Here is a 26,145-nt window from a genome sequence, read left to right as displayed (position 1 = left end):
ACTTATGTAAGCTCATCGGGATTAATGAGCCTCATCCTTGAGGCTCACCCTACGGGCTAGCATAAATGCTGTACAAATCGCTTCCCGACCGATTTGTCATTCGTTTGCCGCCTGGCTGCAACTCCAATTAATTTGGGGATGTTGTGCATACTTGAATTTGCAGCGTTATTCATCGCTTTTATGGTTGCGTTCGCGGTCATATTGCACCGCTAGGGTGGTGATGCGTTTTGCCATTCCGCGGAAAATAAACAGATGAGCTGGCATCATCACAAACCAATACAGTAATCCATTAAAGCCCGCCGGATGCCACCATGCCCGAACATCAAAACTGCGTCGTCCACCCAAATCCTTGATGGTAAAGGTTAACCGCCCAAGGCCCGGTGCTTTCATGCCAAACATCATTGCCAACTGACGCAGCGGTTTGAGCGTGATAACTTTCCAGCCATCAATCAAGTCACCTAATTCCAGTGTTTCCCTATCCGGACGGCCATAAACGACACCGCCACCGGCAAGATCATCCATCCAGGCGCGGGTTTTCCATAATGGATTACCATAGAAATAACCTTCTTTGCCGCCAATTTGCTGTACCACATGCCACAGTGCTTCGCTGGATGCCGAGGTATCGAGTTGGCAGCCGGCTTGTTTGGGATAAAAGCCATAACCCGGTCGCCAGCGGGCGCGAGCCTCGGGGTCATAACCCCAGTCGGGTGAATCCACCACTTCGTCTTCACGGCGTAATGTCTCTTTGACAGCATCGTCAAAACTGATCAGTTGCTGGGGGATAAGTGCCTGTAAAGCTTGACCATCCGCAGGTAGATCGTGATTCAGCCCTTCAATCAATGCGCTGGCAATTGACGTGGGCACCGACGTCACCATATTAATGAAATAAACCGAGATAAAGCGCGTAGGGAGCGGAATGGGGACCAGCCAGCGCCGTTTACCACTGATGGCAATAAAGCGCTCGAACATCGTTTGATAGCTAATGTATTCCGGCCCGGCGACATCAAAAATGCGGTTTTCTGAGGCCGGATGATTGAGTAATTCCGTTAAGTAAATCAGCAAGTTTTCCAGCGCAACCGGTGATGACTTTGAGCGCACCCAGCGCGGTGGTGTCAGAATGGGCAGGTTATAAACCATATCGCGCATAATTTCAAAAGCGGCAGAACCGGGGCCGACGATAATACTGGCGCGCAGCTCCGTCACCGGAATACCACTTTGACAAAGCAGATCACCGGTTAGTTTGCGGGCAATCAGATGAGAGGAACTGTTATCATCCGGCTGTAATGCACTGAGATAAATGATCTGTTTTACAGATGGACTTTGTTGGAGCGCTGTTTTCATATTGGTGGCGGCCAGGCGTTCCTGCTCAATCAAATCCTGCCCGTCACCCATGCCATGTACCAGATAATAGACGACATCAATATCTTGTAGCGCGGTAATAAGGGTTGAGGGCTGATAAAGATCGACAAAACGGCAATCAACCCCCGGCCAGGGTTGCTCTTTTAGCCACTCGATACGGCGGGCCGCCGCAGTGACCACATGCCCTTGCTGACTGAGTCTCGGCACCAGATGCTGACCAATATAGCCACTGGCGCCCAGCACCAATATCCGCTGCGGTGTCATGAGCGCTGCTCGCTCAAAAACTCACGCCATAGCGCGACGACTTTCTCCAAATCCGTACGGTTAATATTGATGTGAGTAATCATTCTGGTGATTGGGCCAGCGCTGATTAATACTCCACGTTCGCGCATCCACGGGCCCAGTTTGGCGGCTAGCTCGCTAGATTGCTGAATATACAGCACATTGGTTTGCGCTCCCGGAGCCACTATCTCTACCCCTAGCGCACGCAGTTGTTGCTCCAGCCAGAGGGCATTGTCATGGTCATCTTTTAGTCGCGCCACATTATGCTCTAATGCATACAGCCCTGCTGCTGCCAGAATTCCGGCCTGACGCATGCCGCCGCCGGTCATTTTGCGCCAACGACGCGCGCGTTTAATGTATTCCGCGCTGCCACACAGTAATGAGCCAACAGGTGCGCCCAACCCTTTAGAGAGGCAAATTGTCAGGGTATCGCAATATTGGGTGATTTCGCTCAGAGGGACATTCAATGCCACGGCGGCATTAAAAATACGAGCACCATCAATATGTAGCGCCAGTTTCTGTTCACGAGTCAATGCCCATGCCTGCTGCAAGTAGCTCAGTGGCAATACTTTTCCGCTGTGGGTATTTTCCAAACTCAACAGCCGGGTTTGGGCAAAATGAATATCATCGGGCTTGATCGCGGCCAAAACTTTATCCAGTGGCAAAGTACCGTCATCATTGGCATCAATAGGCTGTGGTTGAATACTACCAAGCACTGCGGCTCCACCGGCTTCATACAGATAGTTATGCGCTTTTTGGCCGACAATATACTCTTCACCACGCTGACAGTGAGTCAACAGCGCCACCAAATTGGCTTGTGTGCCGGTCGGCAGGAATAATGCGGCCTCTTTACCTGATAACCTGGCGGCTTGCGCTTCCAAAGCATTCACCGTCGGGTCATCGCCATACACATCATCGCCGACTTCGGCATTAGCCATGGCTTGGCGCATGGCGGCGTCAGGTTGCGTAACGGTGTCACTGCGTAAATCGATCAGCATAATTTTCTCGCGAGCAGGGAAAGAGTGGCTTCATCATAGCGAGAATATTAAAACAAAGAAGCCCGACAAAATATTATTTACTTTAAATCGGATATTCATCTCGCAAGTAAGGTCTGTTCGCTGATTTTATTCTGGTTTTTATTTAATTCCATGAGCAATTGCTAGCGCTTTATTCAGTTTGCCCAGGACTGTCCCTTGTTTATTGGTAAAGAAACGCGTTTCTAAAGTGCTGGCATCAGCATCACAATACAATTTCAGATGATACTTATTAAGAAACTCCGGCAGATGTCCTTTTTCGATGCCAAAAATCCAGTGCTCACCAATGTTTTTTAATCCTTCTAAAACTTCGACCGAACCATATGAGGTGTTTTCACCGGCGAGGACGTCGGAATAAACATAATCGAAAATGATTTCACTGCTATCGGGGGCACAGGTGTCGATGGCTGAAAAAATACGGTTCACCGTGCTGGGAGGAAGATACATAATTAGCCCCTCCAATATAAATAGGTTTTTCTCTCCTTTTTTTCGCGGAATCTCTTGTAAGATAGTGGTTAAATCCTGCTGATTAAAATCAATCGGAATATAGCGTAAATTTTCTGGAATCGGGATTATAAGCTCTTGTAGTTTAGCTATTTTATTTTTTTGAGATACCGAGTGGTCGAGTTCGAAAACTCGACTTTGCTGTAGTTGATTCTGGAATCGAATCGCTCTGGAGTCAAAACCTGAACCCAGAATGAAAATGTTGGCAAACTCGCTGGCACGTAATTGGAAGAACTCGTCGATGTATTTTATCCGGCTAATTAAAAACTCATAGCTACCTGCGGGGATCTGCGGAGAGAGAATATTACCGGGCATCAAAAAAGATTTTTGTGTCATGGCAAAGAAAGAGGTTAGAGAGTGCGAAATTAATAGCGAGATATAATCATCTGTTTTGTATCCTTCTCTTTTCTCACTGTAAGATTTTGCTCTGAGTATGCAGATTAACTCCGCCGAAGGTGAGAAGTCTGACATGGTGCTTTTTGCCATTTTATTTATCCCCAATACGAATTCGACTTAATTAAGATTTACGCCGTACATTATGAATGAGGATTTAAATAAAGCAGCCTCATGCGCCTGCTTAATTTTTATCTGGATAGGATGTGAAAACTGTTAACTGGATGGAGAAATTACAACAATTGTTTACCACTGAAGCCAGTATAAAACCGGCCTCTGTGGCAGGAAAAACGTAGAGAATTTTTATGAAATAAACGGTATTTTATCAGCGTAACCAGTTGGTTTTGGCCAGTTCGACCACTTCATCACCACGGCCATTAATGATAGCTCTAAGCATGTACAGGCTGAATCCTTTGGCTTGCTCAAACTTGATTTGTGGCGGCATCGACAGTTCTTGTTTGGCGGTGACCACATCCACCAAGACTGGCCCCGGATGGGCAAAAGCGCTTTCCAGTGCCGCATCTAACTCAGAGGCTTTTTCTACCCGAATACCTTTAATGCCCGCCGCGTTAGCGATAGCGGCAAAATCAGGGTTATGCAAGTCTGTGCCATCGGTTAGATAGCCACCGGCTTTCATCTCCATAGCGACAAAGCCCAGCACACTGTTATTAAATACCACAATTTTCACCGGTAATTTTAGCTGTGCTAAGGTGAGAAAATCCCCCATCAGCATAGTGAAACCGCCATCACCACATAAGGCCACAACTTGTCGGTTCGGATCGGTGGCTTGTGCGCCAATGGCTTGTGGCATGGCATTAGCCATAGAACCGTGGTTAAACGAACCCAGTAAACGGCGCTTTCCGTTCATTTCCAGATAACGGGCAGCCCACACAGTCGGTGTGCCAACATCACAAGTGAACACGGCATCATCTGTGGCATGGCGGCTGATTTGTTGCGCCAGATATTGCGGGTGAATGGGTTGGTTATCATTGGCGGTTGCCAGCCCATCCAGATCTTTGCGCGTGGTGCGATAGTGCTCTAGAGCCTTGGTCAAAAATGTATTATCACTTTTGGCTTCTAGCTGGGGTAACAGCGCACTCAACGTGGTTTTAATATCACCGACCAGCGCCATATTGACCGGGCAGTGAGCGCCGATGCTGCCGGGATTGATATCAATCTGAATGATATTTGCATGGGTGGGATAAAACGCGCGGTAGGGGAACTGTGTCCCCAGTAATACCAACATATCGGCATTCATCATGGCATGATAGCCGGAGGCAAAACCAATCAGCCCGGTCATGCCTACACTGTAGGGATTGCCCCACTCAATATGTTCTTTACCACGCAGCGCATGTACTACGGGGGCTTGCAGCATTTCAGCCAGTTTCACCACTTCATCATGGGCATCCGCGCAGCCACTGCCGCACATTAGTGTGATGTTTTTGGCTTGGTTTAATGTCTCGGCCAATATATTCAACTCACTCATCAGTGGCTGAACTAAAGGCAGTTTAGGTGTTTGCCACACCACGCTGGCATCTTCCGGAGCCGGTTGTAGTGCGACATCACCCGGCAGCACAATTACTGAAACACCACGATTAAGAATGGCTTTGCGCATGGCAATTTCTAGCACGCGAGGCAATTGCTCCGGATTTGACACTAATTCACAATAGTGGCTGCATTCGCGGAACAGTTCTTGCGGGTGCGTTTCTTGAAAATATCCGCTGCCAATTTCACTGGATGGGATATGAGCGGCGATTGCCAGCACCGGAACATGATTGCGATGGCAATCAAATAAGCCATTAATCAGATGTAGGTTACCCGGGCCACAAGAACCCGCGCAGACAGCGAGTTGTCCGGTGAGTTGTGCCTCCGCGCCAGCAGCGAAAGCGGCAACTTCTTCGTGGCGTGTTCCCAACCACTCGATAGTTCCCATGCGGTGCAGGCTATCACTCAAACCATTGAGTGAGTCCCCGGTTACGCCCCAGATTCGCTTAACGCCAGCTTGCTCCAACGTTTTTGCGACCAGTGTTGCCACGGTTTGCTTCATAGTTGTTCCCTCAAGGATTAATGGCGAGTCATTATCCTATACCCGTCATACTCCAAGCTGCTGGTGCGTTGGCTGCTTTCGCGCACCCAGGTCACTTACTGATGTAAGCTCCCAGGGACTTACTCAGTTGCCGCCTTTCTGCAACTCGAATTATTTAGGGTATATGAGGCCAAAGTATGGCGCGTTTAACGATTATTGCCCCATTAACAATATAATTATCCCATAAATGCTGGCAATAGGCATTGATGGGGCTGACATGAAAAGGCCTCAAGCCAGTTGAACATCCCCCTGCAACTGGCAACTGCATGCCAGAACATAACCCTGAGCGATTTCTTCTGGTGTCAGTGTCATGGTGCTGCTGGTGGTGTAGTCGCCGTGCAGAATGCGGGTTTTACAAGAGCCACAAACACCCGCGCGACAAGCGGCCATCACCGGTACTTTGTGTTGCTCCAAAGCAAATAACAGCGAGGTGCCAACCGGGACTTTCACACTGCGTAGCGGGTGACTGATGGTCATCGTCAGTTCATTGCTACTGTTAATAACTTCATCGGATGTTCGAAATTGTTCTTTCTGGAAATGGTCATTCGGGACAGCTTGCTCACGACAATATTGCTCAACCCAATCCATATAAGGTGCAGGCCCGCAAGTCATGACGCGGCGGTGAGTGATATCCGGTGCGACCTGTTGCATCACTTGAGCATTAATTCGCCCGGCTATAAATCCATCCGTTGCATCGGACTCGGCCATCAACGTGAGCTGCAACTGCTGGGGATACTGCTGCAATAGTGCTTGCCAGGCATCGGCAAAAATGACATCTGCCGGAGTGCGGACATTAAAAATGACCCGGATATCGGCTTTAGGCCGTTGCGCGAGTAAATAACGGCACATCGACATCACCGGTGTAACACCGCAACCGGCGGCACACATTAAATAGTGGTCATCATCAAAATGAGCACAGCTAAACTCCCCCTGAGCATCGGACAGCCACAGATAATCACCTTCTTTGACCTGTTGAGTTAGCCATTGTGAGCCTTCACCATCAGCTAAACAACGCACGGTAAGCTGGATAAATGGGCTTAAACCGGGTGTGGAAGAGAGGGTATAAGCACGTAGAGTTTCATCACTGTTACGAATACTCACCAAAGCATATTGCCCCGGCAAATAAGGGTAAAAATCATGATTAATTAGCTTCAAGCTCCAGACGTCGGGGGTTTCTTGCACGATGGAGTGAACTTGCATACGGTTGGGGGTGATAGCAGTAGGGCAATCAGTGGGGATAAAATCAGTCATCAAAACCTCACAACAAATCAGGTCATTTGGGCGAAATAGGATTTATACCCGGCCTGCGGCAACCAAGCGCATGAGCCGGGCATAAGGCGGGGCTTAATGACCTAAAATCGCCTTCATATCTTGTTCTACGGTCGTAATTGGTCGCATACCAAATTTCTCATACAGAATTGCCATCAGATTGTCCGTCAGGAACCCCGGAGCGGTCGGGCCGGTATAGATATTTTTCACACCTAATGACAGCAAGGTCAGCAGAATAACAATGGCTTTTTGTTCGAACCATGACAACACCAGGCTGAGTGGTAAGTCATTGACGGTGCAACCGAGTTTTTCTGACAACTTAACCGCCAGCATAATCGCAGAATACGCATCATTGCATTGACCCACGTCCAGCAGACGCGGTAACCCTTCCAGGGTGCCGAAATCGAGTTTGTTGAAGCGATATTTACCGCAAGCCAAGGTCATAATGATGCAATCTTGCGGCACACTGCGGGCAAAATCGGTGAAATAGCTACGTTCTGTGCGGCTGCCATCACATCCACCGACCAAAAAGACATGACGTAATTTTTTAGTGGCAACCAGATCAATCACGGTATCCGCAGCATTCAGCAAGGTTTGACGACCAAAACCGACAGTGATTAAGTGTTCCAACTCATTGTACGGGAACCCTGCCATCCCCAGTGCTTGTTCAATAACCGGTGTAAAATCTTCACCTTCCAGATGATTGACACCCGGCCAGCCAACAATACTGCGCGTCCAAATACGGTCGCCGTAATTTCCTACATTTGGGTCAATAATACAGTTGGATGTCATCAAAATAGGGCCGGGGAATTTAGCAAATTCTATCTGCTGATTCTGCCAGCCACTGCCATAGTTACCGACCAAATGTGAATAGCGTTTTAACTCAGGGTAGCCGTGGGCGGGCAACATTTCGCCGTGAGTATAAATATTGATTCCGGTTCCCTGAGTTTGCTCCAACAGCATTTGTAAGTCTTTGAGATCATGACCTGAAATCAAAATGGCTTTACCGGCTACAGGGCGCACATTCACTGATGTTGGCTGTGGGTCGCCGTAAGCTTGTGTTTCGCCGCGGTCCAAAATAGCCATGACATTGAAGTTCATTTTGCCAATGCCCATGGCGTTATTCAGTAAGGTATCAACATCACGCGGTTGAGTGCCCAACCAAGCCATATAGGCATGATATTGTGCATAAATTTGCTCATCGAACTGACCCAGTACATAGGCATGTTCCATATAAGCAGCGGCCCCTTTCAGGCCATACAGGCACAACATTCGCAGACCATGAATATCATCACCGACCTCAGCTTTATCGTTATTGAGTGCAAATTGCTGGGCTTGTTGTTGCAGGGTAGGGATGTCGTCGGAGTCCAGTTGTAGCTCGGCCAGCGGGTGATCGACTGTAATCGTGCTGTCAATCAGGCGGCAACGAATAGCCAATGATTGGCGTAACAAAATAGCTTCTTTGGCATAACCGACGATGCGATCTGAGTCAAAGTTAACGTTGGTCAGTGTGGAGAAAAAGGCTCTGGGTGCAAAGCTGTCAATCTCATGGTCAACAATGCCTAGCTCGCGGGCGGTTAATGCCCAAGCGGACAGCCCTTGTAATACGGCGACTAATAAATCTTGTAAATCAGAGGTTTCAGCGGTTTTCCCGCACATTCCCTGCGCGTAAGAGCAGCCATTACCCACCGGCGTCCGGATAGTTTGTTCACATTGCACACAGAACATAATTATTTTTCCTTTTAAAGTTGCATTTGTAATGCGTGTTTAAAAGCATAGATGTGCACAAGCGGTTTAAAAAGGCTTTTTTAATGCAACTTTAACTTGTTTTGATTTGGCGCAACTTTTGCTGCGAATGAGAATTTATTCACTATTGGAGTGAAATTACGCAGTGAACCAAGTGGCTCACTGCGCGAATGAAGAATTATGAAGAGAAGAAAGCAATCAAGATTGGCGCGAGCAAGCTCAGTAAAAAGCCGTGCACGATAGCGGCTGGCACCATTTCCAACCCGCCACTGCGTTGTAATACCGGCAGCGTGAAGTCCATGGAGGTCGCGCCACACAAGCCCAGCGCGGTGGAACGACTGCTGCGTACCAGTGTTGGAATCAACATAATGGCCACTAATTCACGCGCCAGGTCATTGAAGAATGCCGCACTCCCAATTACAGGGCCGAATGAATCAGTTAATAAAATGCCAGATAATGAATACCAGCCAAAGCCAGAGGCCATCGCTAGCCCAGTCTTAATCGGTAAGCCCATCAATACTGCGGCGAGCATTCCGCCAGCCAATGCGCTGATCGCCACCACAAAGGCCACAATGGTGCCACGGCGATTCAATACAATCTGGCGCAGTGTCATCCCGCTATTACGTAATTGAATCCCAACTAAGAAAAGTAGGAAAATCAGTGCCAGCTCGCTACCTTTAGCGGCAAACTGCAACCACTCCCATTGGCTCAATCCCAGTAAGAAACCGACAATGACTACGCCACATAACTTTAATGATTCCAACGCCATATGTAGACGAGACGGTAATGCTTCCTGACGATGGGTATTTTTCCACGGCGTTTTGCGTTCGAGCAAAAATAACGCCAGTAAATTGGCACAAAAAATACACAGGAAAAAGACACCGGTGTATTGGAAAATAAGCAGCAGGTTCGCACTGAGATTTTCGAGAAATGCCAGGCTGATACCCATAAAGAATAAAATAACGTAGACCATCCAGCTCAATAAGCGGTTGATCAATTGAATTAATGTTTTGCGGCTAAGTGGGATGAGATAACCAATAATTAACGGCAAAAGAATGATCAGCAATCCTGAATACACGAGTTATACCGTCCTATACCCTTCTTCATTGTCGTGACTTGCCGTGCTGTAACGTCAATGACTTTGGGTATCATATGCAGATGAATAATGGGCTGTGGCGCAATAAACTATCTAAAATCAAAGGAAGAGTAAAGCAGCGCTAGTCGCCAGGCGACCTGACCTATAAGGTTTTTTTGCCTGAGATAATCAGGTGATAGGTTAACTCTGTAATCTGATAGTATCAGTATGAATAAATTCGCATCGGAGGCGTAGCATGTATCTTGAACGCGTAGATATTGTCGGTTTTCGTGGTATTAATCGTATTTCATTGAACCTTGACGATAATACGGTGCTGATCGGTGAAAATGCCTGGGGTAAATCCAGTCTATTAGATGCTCTGACATTACTTTTATCCCCCGAACCTCAACTTTATCATTTTACCTCGCAGGATTTTTATTACCCAGCAGGTGATGAAAGTGCTAAAGAGCGCCACTTACAAATTATTTTCACCTTTTGCGAAAAAGATATTGGTCATTGGCGCGCCCCTCGTTATCGCCAGTTGGCACCGCTATGGATAAATAATGATGATGGTTTACATCGTATTTATTATCGAATTGAAGGGGAGCAAGCTGATGATGGCACTGTATGTACCTGGCGCACGTTCCTCGATTTAGCAGGGTGCCCACTGGAATTGCACGATATTGAAAAACTGGCGCGTGGGGTGATTCGCATTCATCCGGTATTGCGCCTGCGAGATGCGCGTTTCATTCGCCGACTGCGTAGCACCACGACTGAAAATAGTAACCAGCCAGATAAAGTGGCGTTGAATCAGCAATTGGATCAGTTAAGCCGTGAATTGGTACGGAATCCACAAAAACTGACTAATACCCAACTGCGCCAGGGCTTGGAGGCGATGCGTCAACTGCTAGAACACTATTTTGCCGAGCAAGGATCACAGTCTGCTAACCTGCGTAACCACCGTCACCGGCCACAACCTGAACGTGAAGCCTGGCTTGCCCTCGATAGCATCAATCGCATGGTGGCCGAACCTAACAGTCGCAGTATGCGATTGATACTTTTGGGTATGTTTTCAACGCTATTGCAAGCGAAAGGATCACTGAGTCTTGACCCCCATGCGCGCCCATTGCTGCTGGTGGAGGACCCGGAAACCCGTTTACACCCGATTATGTTGTCTGTTGCCTGGGGGCTACTGAGCCAACTGCCGCTTCAGCGCATTACAACGACAAACTCTGGGGAACTCATTTCATTAGTACCCGTTGAAAGCATTTGTCGATTAGTGCGTGAATCTTCCAGGGTTGCCACTTACCGCATTGGTCCTCGAGGTATGAGTTCTGAAGATAGCCGTCGTATCGCTTTTCATATTCGTTTCAATCGTCCCTCAGCGTTGTTTGCCCGTTGCTGGCTGTTGGTCGAGGGGGAAACCGAAATTTGGTTGTTGAATGAACTGGCTCGTCAGTGCGGCTATCACTTTGAAGCGGAAGGCGTAAAAGTGATTGAGTTTGCTCAAAGTGGCCTACGCCCGTTACTCAAATTTGCCAACAGAATGGGGATCCAGTGGCATGTTCTGACTGATGGCGATGACGCAGGGAAAAAGTATGCCGCGACAGTACGTAATATGGCGGACAATGAGCGAGATCACGAGCGAGATCGTTTGACCATTTTGCCAGCTCCAGATATGGAGCACTTTTTATATCGCTCGGGCTTTGATGAGGTATATCACCGGATATCCGGTATTCCTGCCAATGCCAAAATGCAGCCGCGCAGGGTGATTGAAAAAGCCATTCATCGTACCTCAAAGCCAGACTTAGCGATTGAAGTGACTAGCTACGCCAGAGAACGGGGCATTGAATTCATCCCGCCCTTGTTGAAAAAAATGTTCTCCCGCGTAGTTTGGCTAGCGCGCGGCCGGGCTGATTAACGCGGTATCGCTCCGCCTGAGCACCCCTGGTCGGGTGAAAAATGCGCAGCCAGGCCATTTTCAAGTTGTGCAAGTAATTGATAACGGCGGCGATATTCTGCGCGTTTTTTACTTGCAATGTCTTCTATCGGCTTACGTGCAATTCTGGCGGGCAAATTGAAATGACCTTCTGCGCACTGTTCTCCACCCAGTGATAACCAGAAGTTATCGTAATCTGCATGTAACTTACCTCTCTTTTTCGCCCGATAGCGCCAGTTCTGATAAACATGGGTGGCATTACCGACGGCTATTATCTGTGTTATTCCCATCAGTTCAGCCAGGCAACAGGCGGCTTCCAATACTAATCGTTTCGGGAATAATCCATGACAGGCCTTGGTGCAAGCATGAATTTCGCTGTGTGGGGTTTCGTTATCTGCACCTTGTAACCCACCGATAAACAGCGTTTTTTGGTTTTGGTAATAAGTGAGGCTAAATGTGAGCAATGCCAGGGTTTGTTGTTGCTCATTGGCAAGCATCAGCGTAATTTCACCTTCCTTATTGAGTTTTGGAATAACGCCTAAATAAATAGAATACTTTTCCTCATTCTTGCCAGTTAACTCGGTGAGTTTATAAGGTGAATGGTGCAAATAGTTACGGCGTAATAATTCTGGAATACACTGGTTTTCCAACTGGAAATGAGCCTGTAAGACTTCCAGTTTTTGCCGATTATTAAGTGTGTTAGCCAAATAAGGGCGGTGTAATTTACAAGGTAAGTCCGGTTGAGCGCGTAGCATGCTATTGAGAAACGGGTGCTTTACCAGTACACCCAGTAAGTTAAAGGTCAGTTTTGGGCAGATTATGGTCCGGGCGATAAATTTAAGCCGAAACTGCGATTTTTGCCATGAACCGCCCAGCGCCTGATGGCCTTTGAACAGCAATGTAATTAGCCCCCAACGGTTAATATTGTTAGGGATTAATACGGGGTTGTTGTTGATGTGCATGATTAAGTCCGTTATATCAATGTATTTCCGGAGCTAATTGGAACAAATGGGATCTAAACGGAGTCTCAATGCATCTTAGATTCCGGCGTCAGTCTGGTGGGTGTTGATATGTTGTTTAGTTAAATGAACATTACCGGTGCTATTTTCAGACGGTGGAGCATTTATAATTTTTAAGGAAGGTAATTGATTTGATGCAGTTCAGTAGCAGTCAGCGCCGATGGCTTATCGCAATTGCCGTTTTAATTATTGGCGGTTTTTTCATTATCAGGCACCTTATGGCGCCGACACCGGTTCAATTTCAAACGGTAAAAGTCGCCAACCGTGATCTGCAACAAAATGTATTGGCAACCGGTAAACTTGATGCTGTGCGCAAAGTTGATGTCGGTGCTCAGGTCAGTGGCCAGTTGGAGAAACTCTATGTGGAAATTGGCGATCAAGTTAAGCAAGGGCAATTGCTGGCGATGATTGACCCCCAACAGGCGCAGAACCAAATTAAAGAAGTGGAAGCGACATTACAGGACTTGAATGCACAGTTGGGGCAGGCGAAAGCTGAACTTCAATTGGCTGCGGTCACCCTACGTCGCCAGCAAGACTTGGCAAAATTACAGGCTGTGTCACGTCAGGATTTGGATCAGGCGATCACCGCACTGGCAGTGAAAAAAGCGCAAGTTGAAACCATTAATGCGCAAATTAATAAAACCAAAGCCAGTTTGGATACTGCCAATATTAATTTGGATTACACCAAAATATCGGCTCCGATGGACGGTGATGTCGTGCAAATCACGACTTTACAAGGGCAAACTGTGATTGCTGCGCAGCAAGCGCCGAACATTCTTACACTGGCAGACATGAGTACTATGCTGGTGAATGCTCAGGTTTCAGAAGCAGATGTGATTCATTTAAAACCCGGCATGAAAGCCTCGTTTACTGTATTGGGGGACCCGGGAAAGCGCTTTGATGGCGCATTAAAAGATATTCAGCCAACACCAGAAAAAGTGAATGACGCGATTTTCTATTCAGCGCGTTTCGAAGTACCGAACCCCGATCGGTTATTGCGATTGCAAATGACCGCGCAGGTATCAATTCAGTTGGCAAATATCCCACAGGCGATGGTTATCCCATTATCGGCATTAGGTGATGAATTAGGGACTAATCGCTATCAAGTCGCGGTACTTAAAGACGGCAAGGAAGAAAAACGCGAAGTGACTATTGGTATCCGAAATAACGTCGATGCGCAGGTTATTTCTGGTTTGAATGTGGGTGAAGAGGTCATCGTTAGCCGCGGTGGCACAGAGGAGGCGTAATGGCGGCATTGCTTGAATTAAAAGGCATCCGTCGTAGCTATCAATCCGGCGAAGAAACCGTTGATGTATTGCAGGATGTCTCACTAACCATTAATGCCGGTGAGTTGGTGGCGATTATTGGTGCCTCTGGTTCAGGTAAATCGACATTGATGAATATTCTCGGTTGCCTGGATAAGCCCAGCGCGGGTGTTTATCGGGTGGCCGGTCAAGATGTTGCGGCACTAGACAACGACGCATTGGCCGCATTGCGCCGCGAGCATTTCGGTTTTATTTTCCAGCGCTATCACCTGCTACCTCACCTTAGTGCGGCCCATAATGTCGAAGTTCCGGCGGTTTATGCTGGTTTGGGTAAAAATGAACGCCGTGAACGAGCGAACATGCTATTAACCCGGTTGGGGCTGGGGGAGCGAGTCAGTTATCAGCCCAACCAGCTATCTGGCGGGCAACAGCAGCGTGTCAGTATTGCTCGTGCCTTGATGAATGGTGGTCAGGTTATTCTTGCTGATGAGCCGACAGGCGCACTGGATAGTCATTCCAGCGTTGAGGTGATGGCTATTTTGAAACAGCTTCAGCAACAGGGGCATACGGTCATTATTGTTACTCATGACCCCACTGTTGCGGCTCAGGCTGAGCGGGTTATTGAAATTAAAGATGGCCGTATAATGGCCGACTCTGGTTCGAAAATAACGCAAGAAGTTGTCTCTTCGGACGCGATTAGCCTGACGCCACCCGCACCTTCCTGGCAGCAATTAGCGGGGCGTTTTCGTGAGGCATTATTAATGGCCTGGCGTGCTATGTCGGCCAATAAAATGCGTACCGCCCTGACGATGTTAGGCATCATTATTGGTATTGCCTCGGTTGTTTCCATATTAGTGGTTGGGGACGCGGCTAAGCAGTTGGTGTTGGCGGATATCAGAGCTATCGGCACTAACACTATCGATGTTTACCCTGGTAAAGACTTTGGTGACGACGACCCCAGTACCCGACAGGCGCTAGTTTATGATGATATGGCTGCGCTAAAAGCACAGTCATACGTCAGCGCGGTATCCCCCACTATCGCCGGCAGTATGCGGTTACGTTATGGCAATATTGATGTGGCGGCTAGTGTCTCGGGTGTCAGCGATCAATATTTCCGGGTATATGGTATGAAGCTTGAACAAGGTACGGCTATCACCCGCGAGCAAGTTGAGCGTCAATCTCAAGTGGTTGTTATCGACCGCAATACGCAGCGCCGTCTGTTCCCCCACATCAAAGATGTCGTGGGGCAAGTCATATTGATTGGCAATATGCCTGCCACTGTTGTGGGCGTGGTGGAAGAAAAGCAATCCATGTTTGGTAGTAGTAAAGCGCTTCGAGTGTGGGTGCCTTATAGCACTATGGCTAGTCGTTTGATGGGACGTTCTTACTTTGATTCGATTACTATCCGGATTAAAGAGGGCTATAGCAGTAAGGAAGCCGAACAACAGCTGGTCAGGTTGTTGACTATGCGCCATGGCAAGAAAGACATATTCACCTACAACATGGATAGTTTGCTGCAAACTGCTGAGAAAACCACCCGTACAATGCAATTATTCCTAACATTAGTGGCTGTTATTTCATTAGTGGTCGGTGGGATTGGCGTGATGAATATTATGTTGGTATCGGTAACTGAACGTACCCGTGAAATTGGTATTCGTATGGCAGTGGGTGCGCGATCCAGTGATGTTATGCAGCAATTCTTAATTGAAGCTATTTTGGTCTGTCTGGTAGGAGGGGCACTCGGTATTTCATTGTCTTTCGCTATTGGTTTGATAGTAGAAATGTTTTTACCCAACTGGCAAATTGCTTTCCCTCCAGTGGCATTATTCAGTGCATTTTTGTGTTCAACTGTCATTGGGGTCGTATTCGGTTATCTACCGGCGCGCAGCGCAGCTCGGCTAAACCCCATTGATGCTTTAGCGCGTGAATAAATAGGGCAAAGGTTGATTTTGGTTTGTATAGCCGCATATTAGATGTATTAGAAATAAAAACGCCAGTCATTATTGGCTGGCATTTTGAATTGTCATAATAAATGTTGCACTGCGACAAACCGCCTGGGAAATACCTTTAGCCCTAAAGTGTTTAGTTGATCGTCAGTCCAAGATGTTCAGGAAGATAAATACGCGGTGTCAGGCCAATGCAGCGTGTTCCTGCGGTATGGCTTCTTGCAGTACCACATCTAATCCTAGTGGTACAATCAGGCTGGCATGGTTCCCTTTTGGCCCTTGATGGACATCAAAGTTAACCATCTGACCGGCTTTTAACGTTCGGTAGCCATCCATCTGGATAGTCGAATAGTGAGCGAATATATCTTCGCCGCCGCCCTCAGGGCAAATGAAGCCAAAACCTTTGGCATTGTTGAACCATTTAACAGTACCCGTCTCCATACTTCTATGTTCCTCGCAAGGCTATTCTGGTTCGAGATGAGGTAATCACTGGTTAAAGTGAGCGCTAATTGGTTAAAACTCCAACAGCTCACGAAAATACACTCTAGTGGAAATGGCCTTAACGTCAAGGGGGCGGCTTTTGTCAGAGCAGGGCAGTTCTTCAAAGTTTGATGTAGCTAACGCTATTGTCTTTATTTGGATACAATTTAACCGTTATTAAGGTGAAAATACTGACTTCTTTCTCTAGCGGCGTTATGACATAAGTGATGTTAAAATAATAATAGATATCTGCATGAAATGGTCTTATAACCGGAGTGAGGTATTACTCCTGTGTGGTTCAGCGAAACGATGGGCAGGCAATGGGTAAGAACAACGATTGGCTGAATTTTGAACATTTAGTCAAAGATAAACAAATCGAGGCGCTCAAACCGCCATCTATGTATAAAGTGATACTTAACAACGACGATTACACACCGATGGAATTTGTGATTGACGTTCTGCAAAAGTTCTTTTCTTATGATATTGAACGTGCAACACAGCTGATGCTCAATGTGCATTATCAAGGAAAGGCGATTTGCGGTGTTTTTACTGCCGAAGTGGCAGAGACAAAAGTCGCACATGTAAATCAATACGCCAGGGAGAACGAGCATCCGTTGCTTTGTACGCTGGAAAAAGCCTGATTAAGGCAATTATTGGGAGGTGCCTATGCTCAATCAAGAACTTGAACTCAGTCTCAATATGGCTTTCGCCAGAGCGCGTGAGCACAGACACGAGTTTATGACCGTGGAGCACCTGTTGCTGGCATTGCTGAGCAATCCGGCTGCGCGGGAAGCGCTGGAGGCGTGTTCAGTTGATTTGGTGGCGTTACGCCAGGAACTGGAAGCGTTTATTGAACAAACCACACCGACCTTACCGGTCAGTGAAGAAGAGCGTGATACCCAGCCGACGCTCAGTTTCCAACGCGTGTTACAACGTGCGGTGTTCCACGTGCAATCATCAGGGCGCAATGAAGTTTCTGGTGCCAATGTGTTGGTTGCCATCTTTAGTGAACAAGAGTCCCAGGCGGCCTACTTACTGCGTAAGCATGATGTCAGCCGTTTGGATGTAGTGAACTTTATTTCCCACGGCGCCCGTAAGGACGAACCGGGTCAGGCACCGAATGCAGAAAATCCGGTGAATGAAGAACAGGCAGGAGGGGAAGACCGTATGGAGAACTTCACCACCAATCTGAATCAACTGGCCCGCGTTGGCGGCATTGACCCACTTATCGGCCGCGATAAAGAGTTGGAGCGCACCATTCAGGTATTGTGCCGTCGGCGTAAAAATAACCCACTGTTGGTGGGGGAATCTGGCGTCGGTAAAACGGCTATCGCCGAAGGTTTAGCCTGGCGTATCGTGCAGGGCGATGTTCCTGAAGTCATGTCAGAATGCACATTATATTCCTTGGATATCGGGTCACTTCTGGCCGGAACTAAATATCGTGGTGATTTTGAAAAACGCTTCAAGGCGCTGCTGAAGCAGTTAGAAAATGACAAAGATAGCATCCTGTTTATCGATGAAATTCATACTATTATCGGTGCAGGCGCTGCCTCTGGTGGGCAAGTAGATGCCGCTAACTTGATCAAACCGCTACTTTCCAGTGGTAAAATTAGAGTCATTGGCTCCACTACGTATCAGGAATTCAGCAATATTTTTGAAAAAGATCGTGCACTGGCACGTCGTTTCCAGAAAATTGATATTACTGAGCCGACGCCGGAAGAAACTGTTCAGATTATCAACGGCCTGAAACCAAAATATGAAGCGCACCATGATGTGCGTTATACCGCAAAAGCGATCCGTGCGGCTGTGGAGTTGTCGGTCAAATATATTAATGACCGTCATCTGCCAGATAAAGCCATTGATGTGATTGATGAAGCTGGTGCACGTAGCCGTCTGATGCCGGTGAACAAACGCAAGAAAACAGTTAATGTATCGGATATTGAGTCTGTGGTTGCTCGTATCGCTCGTATTCCGGAGAAAACGGTGTCAGCGAGTGATCGCGATGTGCTTAAAAATCTGAGCGATCGCCTGAACATGCTGGTCTTTGGTCAGGATAAAGCCATTGAAGCGCTGTCTGAGGCCATCAAGATGAGCCGCGCGGGCTTGGGGCATGAGCATAAACCTGTCGGTTCATTCCTGTTTGCTGGCCCCACTGGGGTTGGTAAGACAGAAGTGACGGTGCAATTGGCCAAAGCGCTGGATATCGAACTGCTGCGCTTTGATATGTCTGAATATATGGAGCGCCATACGGTTAGCCGCTTGATTGGTGCGCCTCCGGGCTATGTGGGTTACGACCAAGGTGGCCTGTTGACTGATGCGGTTATCAAGCATCCTCATGCGGTTCTGTTGTTGGATGAAATTGAGAAGGCGCATCCGGATGTGTTTAACTTGCTCTTGCAGGTGATGGATAACGGGACGCTGACAGATAACAATGGCCGTAAAGCCGATTTTCGTAACGTTATTCTGGTGATGACCACCAATGCCGGCGTACGCGAGACTCAGCGCACTTCCATTGGTTTTAAACAGCAGGACAACAGCACTGATGCGCTGGAAGAGATCAAAAAAGTGTTTACTCCGGAATTCCGTAACCGGTTGGATAACATCATTTGGTTTAACCACTTGTCACCTGCTGTCATCCAGCAAGTGGTTGATAAATTTATCGTTGAGTTGCAGGCGCAATTAGATGCTAAAGGCGTGTCACTGGAAGTCAGTGAAGAAGCACGTGATTGGTTATCTGATAAAGGTTACGACAAGGCGATGGGCGCGCGGCCGATGGCTCGAGTGATTCAGGAAAACCTGAAAAAACCACTAGCGAACGAGTTATTATTTGGTTCGCTGGTTGATGGTGGTTCGGTCACTGTCGGGTTGGATAAAGAAAAGCAACAATTGGCTTATGAGTTCCAAAGTGCGCAAAAACGCAAAACTGAAGGTGCAGTTCACTAAGTCAGTGTGTTGTTAACATCCGTCATAGCTTCATATTGAGAACGAAATAAAGGGCGATAAGCTAATTTAGCTATCGCCCTTTTTATTTCTTTGCACATTTTACTTTTATTTGTGTGGTGAATAAATGCACTAAATCGACAAATAAAAGAAAACGCAAAACGCCCTAACCATAAACGGGAAGGGCGCCGGAGGGGGACTACATCCTCAGAGCTCGCCAGTCTTAAACTGGCGACAGATTAGCCGATTAACGGCTACGGAAGACAATGCGGCCTTTGCTCAGGTCGTACGGGGTCAGCTCTACAGTGACTTTGTCACCCGTCAGGATGCGGATATAGTTTTTACGCATTTTACCGGAGATATGAGCGGTTACCACGTGCCCGTTTTCCAATTCAACACGGAACATGGTGTTCGGCAGCGTATCAAGAACGGTGCCCTGCATTTCAATATTGTCTTCTTTGGCCATCGAATCCTCTAGGTGTAACTACCTTAGTTTTTAACCGGCAAGATAATGCCGAAAAACCCACATTATGTAAAGAAGTGTTGGCGGTCATCGCACCATTTCAGCAAAATTAGTCTGCCGGTAAGAGGGGATAAAGCCTAATGTGGGGTTCTTTTCAACGGTTGAGCTTTACTGCATCGCGGATGAAAAATTCAACGATTGCGGTAACCAGCATTCAGCCGGTAGTGGACTAAACTGGAGTTGACTCAACTGTTGCAAAAAAAAGTTGCGTGGGATCTCAATCGCACCCAGCGACGCAGTGTGAGCGTTGAGGACCTGACAGTCAATCAGTTCTCCACCATGACGGGTAAAATGATGACAAAAAACCATTAAAGCGCTTTTTGAGGCATTATTAGCCCTGCTAAACATCGATTCACCACAAAAGAGTGAGCCCACTGAAATGCCATACAAACCGCCAACCAGTTCATTTTCCAACCAAACCTCTACGGAATGGGCATGACCCAGTGTATGTAAGTGGCAATATGCTTGCTGTACATCATCGCCAATCCAGGTTCCCTCATCACGCAGAGTAGCACAGGCACGGATAACATCTTCAAAAGCGTGATTGAGCGTAAATCGATAAGGGCAGTTGCGCAAAAAGCGCCGCATGCTCCGACTGATATGTAAATCTTCTGGATACAATACGGCTCGAGGGTCAGGTGACCACCATAAAATCATTTCTCCAGGACTGAACCAGGGAAAAATCCCCCGTTCATAGGCGGCCAATAAACGAGGAGGAGATAGATCTCCCCCAAGGGCCAGCAATCCGTTTGGTTCGCGCAGAGCCAGCTCAGGCGAGGGGAACGCAAATGATTGAGATGAGAGCTGTGTGATGCGCATAAATCCCCTTGGTGACACTTACAGGCCCATTTGGGCATCCCCGTTGTATTTGGAGCTACAGCGTTATTGATGATGTATTCATCGCACCTTTTGGCTATGGCTCTAATGACTTTGGATATAATCATCAATTACAATAATACTGCTTTGGTTTCAGCAGCTTTACTTAATATTAGCTATAAGTTTGCTGATTATCTGCCTATGTTTATCCCCGTCATACTTCAAGTTGTATGTGCGTTGGCTGCCTTCGTTCACCCCAGTCACTTACTTATGTAAGCTCTTGGGGATTTACTCAGTTGCCGCCTTCCTGCAATTCGAATCATTTAGGGATAGGCGCTTTATTTACACATCATCTTCGTATTAATGCCGCTGATGGAATTGGTAGTAGCGCCCCTTGTTTTGTAACAAGTTTTGGTGGCTGCCTTGCTCAACTATCTTTCCTCCATCCATAACACAGATTCGATCCATATATTCCAACCCATACAAGCGATGCGTAACAATAATCAGGCTCTTATGCTGGCAGTGTTGGCGTAATAACGTGAGAATCTGTTGCTCGGTTTCTGCGTCTAATCCTTCGGTGGGTTCATCGAGAAGCAGCAGTGGTGCTGGATGCAGTAGCGCACGAGCAATGCCTAAACGGCGTTGCTCCCCCCCAGATAATGGCCGCCCACCATCACCCATCCAGGCATTCAGGCCTTCATCGTTATCTAGCAAATTAGCCAAACCAACTTGTGCCAAAACAATTTTTAGTTGTTCATCTGTTGCAGTAGGGCAGGCCAGTAATAGGTTTTCTCGCAATGTACTGCTGAAAATATGTACCCGCTGGCTGACCACTGTCATCATTTGGCGCAGTGTCGTTTCATCAAAGCTGGCTAAAGGTTTTCCGTTTAGCGTGATGACACCTTCATTGGCATCCCATGCTCGGGTTAATAACTGTAATAGTGTGGATTTGCCACAGCCGGTTCGGCCTAATAGCGCAATATGCTCACCAGAGGCCAGTGACAGCGATATATTCTGTAAAACAGGCAATGGCTGCTGTGGGTAAGTAAAACTCAACCCTGTCACTTCTAGCTCCACCTGTGGGACTGCGGCGGGGCCGCTGTCTGGGAAGGTCACTTCGGGTTTTTGTTCCATTAGCTGCCCAACTCGAGTCGCTGATGCAATAACTTGTCCCAAGTGTTGGAAAGCGCCTGCAACGGGCAACAGAGCTTCAAATGCTGCCAACGATGTGAAAACGAACAGAGCTAACAATGCGCCTGGCTGACTGTCTCCCCCTATTCCGGCAGCGGCTAACCATAAAATTAATGTAACAGTCAAACCTGAAGCAAGAATCATTAACGCTTGGGCTAAACCTGCCAAGGATGCTTGTTGCTTTTGGCGAAGCATCCACCGCTGTTCAATTTCTTCCAATGAAGTGCGAAAACGATGTAATGCGCCGAAAACCAACAGTTCGGCTTGGCCTTGTAACCACGAGGTCAGTTGCGAACGATAAAGGCCGCGTAGGTCAGTTAAATCATGACCAATAGGCTTACCGGCGCGATAGAAAATCAATGGTACTAACAATAATAACCCGAGCAGAATGGCACCGAGTGTCAGTGCTAAATTGACATCGATGTAACTCAGGCCAAAGGTAACGGCTGCGATAATAACAACGGCGGCAACCAGTGGGGATATAACACGCAGATAGAGATGATCAAGTGTATCGACATCGGCGACCAGGCGGTTCAGTAACTCACTTTGGCGAAAACGAGCAATACCGGCTGGGGAAAGTGGCAAAATTTTCTGGAATGCAAATACTCGCAGATGTGCCAGCACTCTAAATGTCGCGTCATGGCTGACGACGCGTTCGGCATAGCGGCCCGCTGTTCGGGTAATTGCAGCACCTCGCACGCCTGCCGCAGGGAGCAGATAGTTAAAAGTATACAATCCTGCGGGGCCAGCAATGGCGGTTCCTGCTAAGAACCAACCGGATAAAGTGAGCAATCCGATACTGGCGAGTAGGGTGATGATTGCCAACACAATACCTAGGCAAATTAGGAACCAATGGCGGCGATACAACGCCAGAAAGGGGAGAAGTACTTGCATGATTAAAGCTCCTCACTGCGGTGGGACAGCAGATTGGCAAATGAACCGTCAGCTTGACTTAAGCTGGAGTAATCACCTTGTTGAATTAAAAGGCCATTATCCATCACCCAGATTTGATCATATCCCAACGTATCTTCCAACTGATGAGTGACCAGCAGTGTCGTCTGCTTACGAGAGGCTTCTTCAAGCGCTTTCATGACCAATTGCTCACTATGTGCATCCAAACTGGCCGTAGGTTCGTCTAATAACAAGAGCCGACATGGGTTCAGCAATGCTCTGGCAACAGCTATGCGCTGGGCTTGACCAACAGAAAGGCGCGCCGAATGGTCACCGACCTCCGTATCTAACCCTTGCGGCAAGTCATTGAGGAACTCATTGATATACGCGCGTTCAATCGCCAGTTGTAGTTGGTCATTATTAGCATCAGGTTGGCCCAGCAAGATATTGGCGACCAGCGTCTGCTCTGGTAAATGCGGATTTTGCCCGACCCAACTTAGCTGGTGACGCCAGGTTTGCGGATCCAGTTCACGCAATTCTATGTTGTTGACTTTTAATGAGCCGCGATAAGGTAAAAAGCCCAATAGCAAGTTAAGTAATGAGCTTTTTCCAGCACCACTCAGGCCAACGATAGCCACTCGTTTTCCCGCTGATAGGGAGAATGTTAGTGGCCCGGCCAAACGGGTACCTGTAGGAGATAATATTTCCAGTTCATTAGCTTCGAGAGCGATGGAATCGGTGCCATCAAGAACTTTATCACCCCGGCCAATAGTTTCACCGTCAGTGCTCAAAAAGGTAACCAGTGATTCAGCAGCACCAACAGCTTGTGCTTTGGCGTGATAAAACGTGCCTAAATCTCGCAATGGCTGGAAGAATTCAGGTGCCAAAATCAAAACCAGAAAACCTGCAAACAGTGTTACACCAAGGCCGTAACTGCCAAAATTCAATTCCCCCAAATAGGAGAAACCGAAGTAAACAGCAACGACTGCGATGGAGATTGCGGCGAAAAACTCCAATACGGCAGAGGAGAGGAAGGCCATTCGCAGCACCTCCATAGTGCGGCGGCGAAAATCTTCTGAGGATTCGCGAATTTGGTCTGTTTCCGCTTTGGCGCGATTAAATAGCCGTAAGGTGTCCAAACCGCGTAAACGGTCGAGGAAGTTACCACTCAGACGGGCCAACGCTACAAAATTACGCCGGTTAGCATCGGCTGCCCCCATTCCCACCAGTGCCATAAACAAAGGGATGAGCGGTGCGGTGACGAATAGAATTAAACCTGCCGCCCAGTTGATCGGGAAGACAGCAATGAGAATCAGCACCGGAATAAGAACAGCCAAATACATTTGTGGAAGATAGCGAGAATAGTAATCCTGCATATCTTCAATTTGTTCCAAAATAATCGTCGCCCAACTTCCTGCTGGTTTGCCTTTTACCCAGGCTGGGCCGAGTTGTTCTAATCGGTCTAATACTGTTTTGCGGATTTGTTGACGCACTTTCATGCCGCAAACAAACCCTACTCGCTCACGTAACCAACTGATCAAGGCACGTATGGCGAAGGTTCCAGCCAATAAACCAAAATCAGTGATTAATTCTGTACGGGGGACTTTGTCGATAATCAAAGATTGCAGCAAGGTGGCCAACAGCCATGCTTGAGCAATAATCAATAACCCGCTGAGGAGGCCAAGTAACATGGACAGGCGGAGCCAACGTTGCGCCGGGGCGCTTTGTTTTTTCAGCCAACGAATCAACTCATACTGTCGTGTTTTATTCATCGGGCAATTTGTCTGCGCAAAGTACGGGAAAATTTCAAAAAAATGGTTATCACCTTTCGGGATGACAAACCAGCGAGGGGCAATATTACCTCGTCATGCTATGAGGTGAAACCATAATGCTTGTGATAGTTGCCGCATTAGTCGATATCTATAATTTGCTGTTTTTCATTGACATGCCAATATGCAAAATAAAGTGCCAATAGAAATTAAAAACGGGCAGCTCACATATTTGTTAGCTGCCCGTTGGTATTGGTTGAATCAGTTATGTCAGAGATTATTTATCGTTAACTAACCCATCCAGATAGCGCTCTGCATCTAGTGCTGCCATGCAGCCGGTACCCGCAGAGGTAATTGCCTGGCGATAGATGTGGTCCATAACATCACCCGCAGCAAATACACCCGGAATTGAAGTTTGTGTTGCATTACCCTGGATACCTGATTGCACTTTAATGTAACCATTTTCCAGTGCTAACTGGCCGTCAAAGATAGCGGTGTTAGGGCTATGACCGATAGCAATGAATACCCCAGCTACCGCTAACTCTTCGGTTTCATTGTTTTTGGTCGACTTCAGCCGCACGCCTGTCACGCCCATATCGTCACCCAGCACTTCATCTAACGTACGGTCAGTGTGCAGCACGATATTGCCGTTTTTCACTTTTTCCATCAGACGGTCGATCAGAATTTTTTCTGAACGGAAGCTATCACGGCGGTGAATTAGATGAACTTCAGCGGCGATATTGGCCAGATACAGTGCTTCTTCAACGGCGGTATTGCCACCGCCGACGACGGCAACTTTTTGGTTACGATAGAAGAAGCCATCACAAGTTGCGCAGGCAGAAACCCCTTTACCCTTGAATGCTTCTTCTGATTCCATTCCAAGATAACGTGCAGATGCACCTGTCGCGATGATCAGTGCATCGCAGGTGTACTCAGCACTATCGCCAAACAGGCGGAACGGGCGGTTTTGTAAATCAACTTTATGGATATGGTCGAACAGGATTTCTGTCTGGAACTTTTCTGCATGTGCATGCATCCGTTCCATCAGTGCCGGGCCGGTAAGACCTTCCGGGTCACCGGGCCAGTTTTCGACATCGGTGGTGGTGGTCAATTGACCGCCTTTTTCCATTCCGGTAATCAATACGGGATTCAGGTTGGCGCGTGCCGCATAAACTGCTGCGGTATAACCCGCAGGGCCAGAACCCAAAATAATCAATTTGCTATGTTTAGCCGTACTCATGAATACCTCTTTCCCACAATGGCGGACAATGTTAACGATTGTAGGGAAATTCGAGCATTAAAAAAAGCAGACAAAAATGTTGTTAGCGATTTGTTTGATAGGTAATGCCTATTTAATGAACTAAGTGTATTAAGAATCGACAGTTAGCTGTTAAACAAAATTGAGCAAGGGGTCAATTAGACCAAAATTCATTTTTACGTTATGGACCAAATAGTCTGAAAAACCTTTGACCCTATAAAAAATGTGGCTTGCAAGCCGATAGCTCAAAAAACACCCGCAATGTACTAAATGCCTTTTAGTGCCATTTCATCGCGAAAAAACGGTGAAAAAATAGGTTAGAGAAGGGGGCTAAGATTTTAATTCTGGCACGTTCTACTG

19 protein-coding genes are annotated in these 26,145 nt (G+C 47.5%); 5 read left to right on the top strand and 14 right to left on the bottom strand.

Annotated features, from left to right (window positions below):
• Positions 1–165: 165 nt before the first annotated feature.
• The 7 genes from FGL26_RS07615 to FGL26_RS07585 all read right to left on the bottom strand — a co-directional run bounded on the left by FGL26_RS07615 (position 166) and on the right by FGL26_RS07585 (position 9,751).
• Complete coding sequence (locus FGL26_RS07615) at positions 166–1,623, bottom strand: DUF2867 domain-containing protein (protein WP_005171136.1); 1,458 nt, start codon at positions 1,621–1,623, stop codon at positions 166–168.
• Complete coding sequence (ltaE, locus tag FGL26_RS07610) at positions 1,620–2,639, bottom strand: low-specificity L-threonine aldolase (RefSeq protein WP_005171133.1); 1,020 nt, start codon at positions 2,637–2,639, stop codon at positions 1,620–1,622. The genes FGL26_RS07615 and ltaE overlap by 4 nt, the downstream gene beginning before the upstream one ends.
• A gap of 138 nt (positions 2,640–2,777) precedes the next feature.
• A complete protein-coding gene (locus tag FGL26_RS07605) occupies positions 2,778–3,665 on the bottom strand; it encodes a class I SAM-dependent methyltransferase (RefSeq protein ID WP_005171118.1) in 888 nt (295 codons plus the stop codon).
• 232 nt (positions 3,666–3,897) lie between these two features.
• On the bottom strand, positions 3,898–5,619 hold the full coding sequence (poxB, locus tag FGL26_RS07600) for a ubiquinone-dependent pyruvate dehydrogenase (protein WP_005171116.1): 1,722 nt from the start codon (positions 5,617–5,619) through the stop codon (positions 3,898–3,900).
• Between the two features lie 267 nt (positions 5,620–5,886).
• Positions 5,887–6,909, bottom strand: a complete 1,023-nt coding sequence (hcr, locus tag FGL26_RS07595; RefSeq protein WP_005171113.1) for an NADH oxidoreductase — start codon at positions 6,907–6,909, stop codon at positions 5,887–5,889.
• A gap of 93 nt (positions 6,910–7,002) precedes the next feature.
• Positions 7,003–8,655, bottom strand: coding sequence for a hydroxylamine reductase (gene hcp / locus FGL26_RS07590; RefSeq protein WP_005171107.1), 1,653 nt, complete (start codon positions 8,653–8,655; stop codon positions 7,003–7,005).
• 196 nt (positions 8,656–8,851) lie between these two features.
• Positions 8,852–9,751, bottom strand: coding sequence for a LysO family transporter (locus FGL26_RS07585; protein ID WP_011816027.1), 900 nt, complete (start codon positions 9,749–9,751; stop codon positions 8,852–8,854).
• A gap of 253 nt (positions 9,752–10,004) precedes the next feature.
• On the opposite strand from FGL26_RS07585, the gene FGL26_RS07580 reads away from it, so the two are divergent.
• Entirely contained in the window at positions 10,005–11,669 is a 1,665-nt protein-coding gene (locus FGL26_RS07580; protein WP_005171091.1) for an ATP-dependent endonuclease, read from the top strand.
• Here FGL26_RS07580 and FGL26_RS07575 read toward each other — a convergent pair.
• Complete coding sequence (locus FGL26_RS07575; protein ID WP_005171082.1) at positions 11,666–12,649, bottom strand: VirK/YbjX family protein; 984 nt, start codon at positions 12,647–12,649, stop codon at positions 11,666–11,668. The genes FGL26_RS07580 and FGL26_RS07575 overlap by 4 nt on opposite strands.
• 191 nt (positions 12,650–12,840) lie before the next feature.
• Here FGL26_RS07575 and macA point away from each other — a divergent pair, with 191 nt between their 5' ends.
• Together macA and macB are read left to right on the top strand one after the other, a co-directional pair.
• Positions 12,841–13,953, top strand: coding sequence for a macrolide transporter subunit MacA (gene macA, locus FGL26_RS07570; RefSeq protein ID WP_005171081.1), 1,113 nt, complete (start codon positions 12,841–12,843; stop codon positions 13,951–13,953).
• Positions 13,953–15,902: a macrolide ABC transporter ATP-binding protein/permease MacB gene (gene macB / locus FGL26_RS07565; RefSeq protein ID WP_005171080.1), complete on the top strand. Its 1,950-nt coding sequence runs from the start codon at positions 13,953–13,955 to the stop codon at positions 15,900–15,902. The genes macA and macB overlap by 1 nt, the downstream gene beginning before the upstream one ends.
• A gap of 198 nt (positions 15,903–16,100) precedes the next feature.
• Here macB and cspD read toward each other — a convergent pair whose 3' ends face one another.
• Complete coding sequence (gene cspD, locus FGL26_RS07560) at positions 16,101–16,358, bottom strand: cold shock-like protein CspD (protein WP_005171079.1); 258 nt, start codon at positions 16,356–16,358, stop codon at positions 16,101–16,103.
• 359 nt (positions 16,359–16,717) lie between these two features.
• On the opposite strand from cspD, the gene clpS reads away from it, so the two are divergent.
• Both clpS and clpA read left to right on the top strand, forming a co-directional pair.
• The gene (gene clpS / locus FGL26_RS07555; protein ID WP_004389612.1) at positions 16,718–17,038 is read left to right on the top strand and encodes an ATP-dependent Clp protease adapter ClpS; all 321 of its coding nucleotides are present in this window, start codon (positions 16,718–16,720) and stop codon (positions 17,036–17,038) included.
• A gap of 25 nt (positions 17,039–17,063) precedes the next feature.
• Positions 17,064–19,340: an ATP-dependent Clp protease ATP-binding subunit ClpA gene (gene clpA, locus FGL26_RS07550; RefSeq protein WP_005162786.1), complete on the top strand. Its 2,277-nt coding sequence runs from the start codon at positions 17,064–17,066 to the stop codon at positions 19,338–19,340.
• Positions 19,341–19,584: 244 nt separating this feature from the next.
• Here the strand turns inward: clpA and infA are convergent, their stop codons facing one another.
• From infA to trxB, 5 genes are all read right to left on the bottom strand, one after another.
• A complete protein-coding gene (gene infA, locus FGL26_RS07545) occupies positions 19,585–19,803 on the bottom strand; it encodes a translation initiation factor IF-1 (protein WP_002211347.1) in 219 nt (72 codons plus the stop codon).
• 165 nt (positions 19,804–19,968) lie between these two features.
• Positions 19,969–20,679, bottom strand: coding sequence for a leucyl/phenylalanyl-tRNA--protein transferase (gene aat, locus FGL26_RS07540; protein WP_005171078.1), 711 nt, complete (start codon positions 20,677–20,679; stop codon positions 19,969–19,971).
• A gap of 357 nt (positions 20,680–21,036) precedes the next feature.
• A complete protein-coding gene (cydC, locus tag FGL26_RS07530; RefSeq protein WP_005171075.1) occupies positions 21,037–22,761 on the bottom strand; it encodes a heme ABC transporter ATP-binding protein/permease CydC in 1,725 nt (574 codons plus the stop codon).
• Positions 22,762–22,763: 2 nt separating this feature from the next.
• Entirely contained in the window at positions 22,764–24,530 is a 1,767-nt protein-coding gene (gene cydD, locus FGL26_RS07525) for a heme ABC transporter permease/ATP-binding protein CydD (protein ID WP_005171074.1), read from the bottom strand.
• Positions 24,531–24,804: 274 nt separating this feature from the next.
• Positions 24,805–25,767 carry a thioredoxin-disulfide reductase gene (trxB, locus tag FGL26_RS07520; protein WP_005171072.1) on the bottom strand — a complete coding sequence of 321 codons (963 nt, stop codon included), beginning with the start codon at positions 25,765–25,767 and terminating at the stop codon, positions 24,805–24,807.
• Positions 25,768–26,145 lie beyond the last annotated feature (378 nt).

The sequence above is a fragment of the Yersinia enterocolitica subsp. enterocolitica genome, from assembly GCF_901472495.1.
Classification (GTDB): domain Bacteria; phylum Pseudomonadota; class Gammaproteobacteria; order Enterobacterales; family Enterobacteriaceae; genus Yersinia; species Yersinia enterocolitica.
Note: the sequence above shows the minus strand (reverse complement) of the source record. Positions and strands in the feature narration are given on the sequence as shown.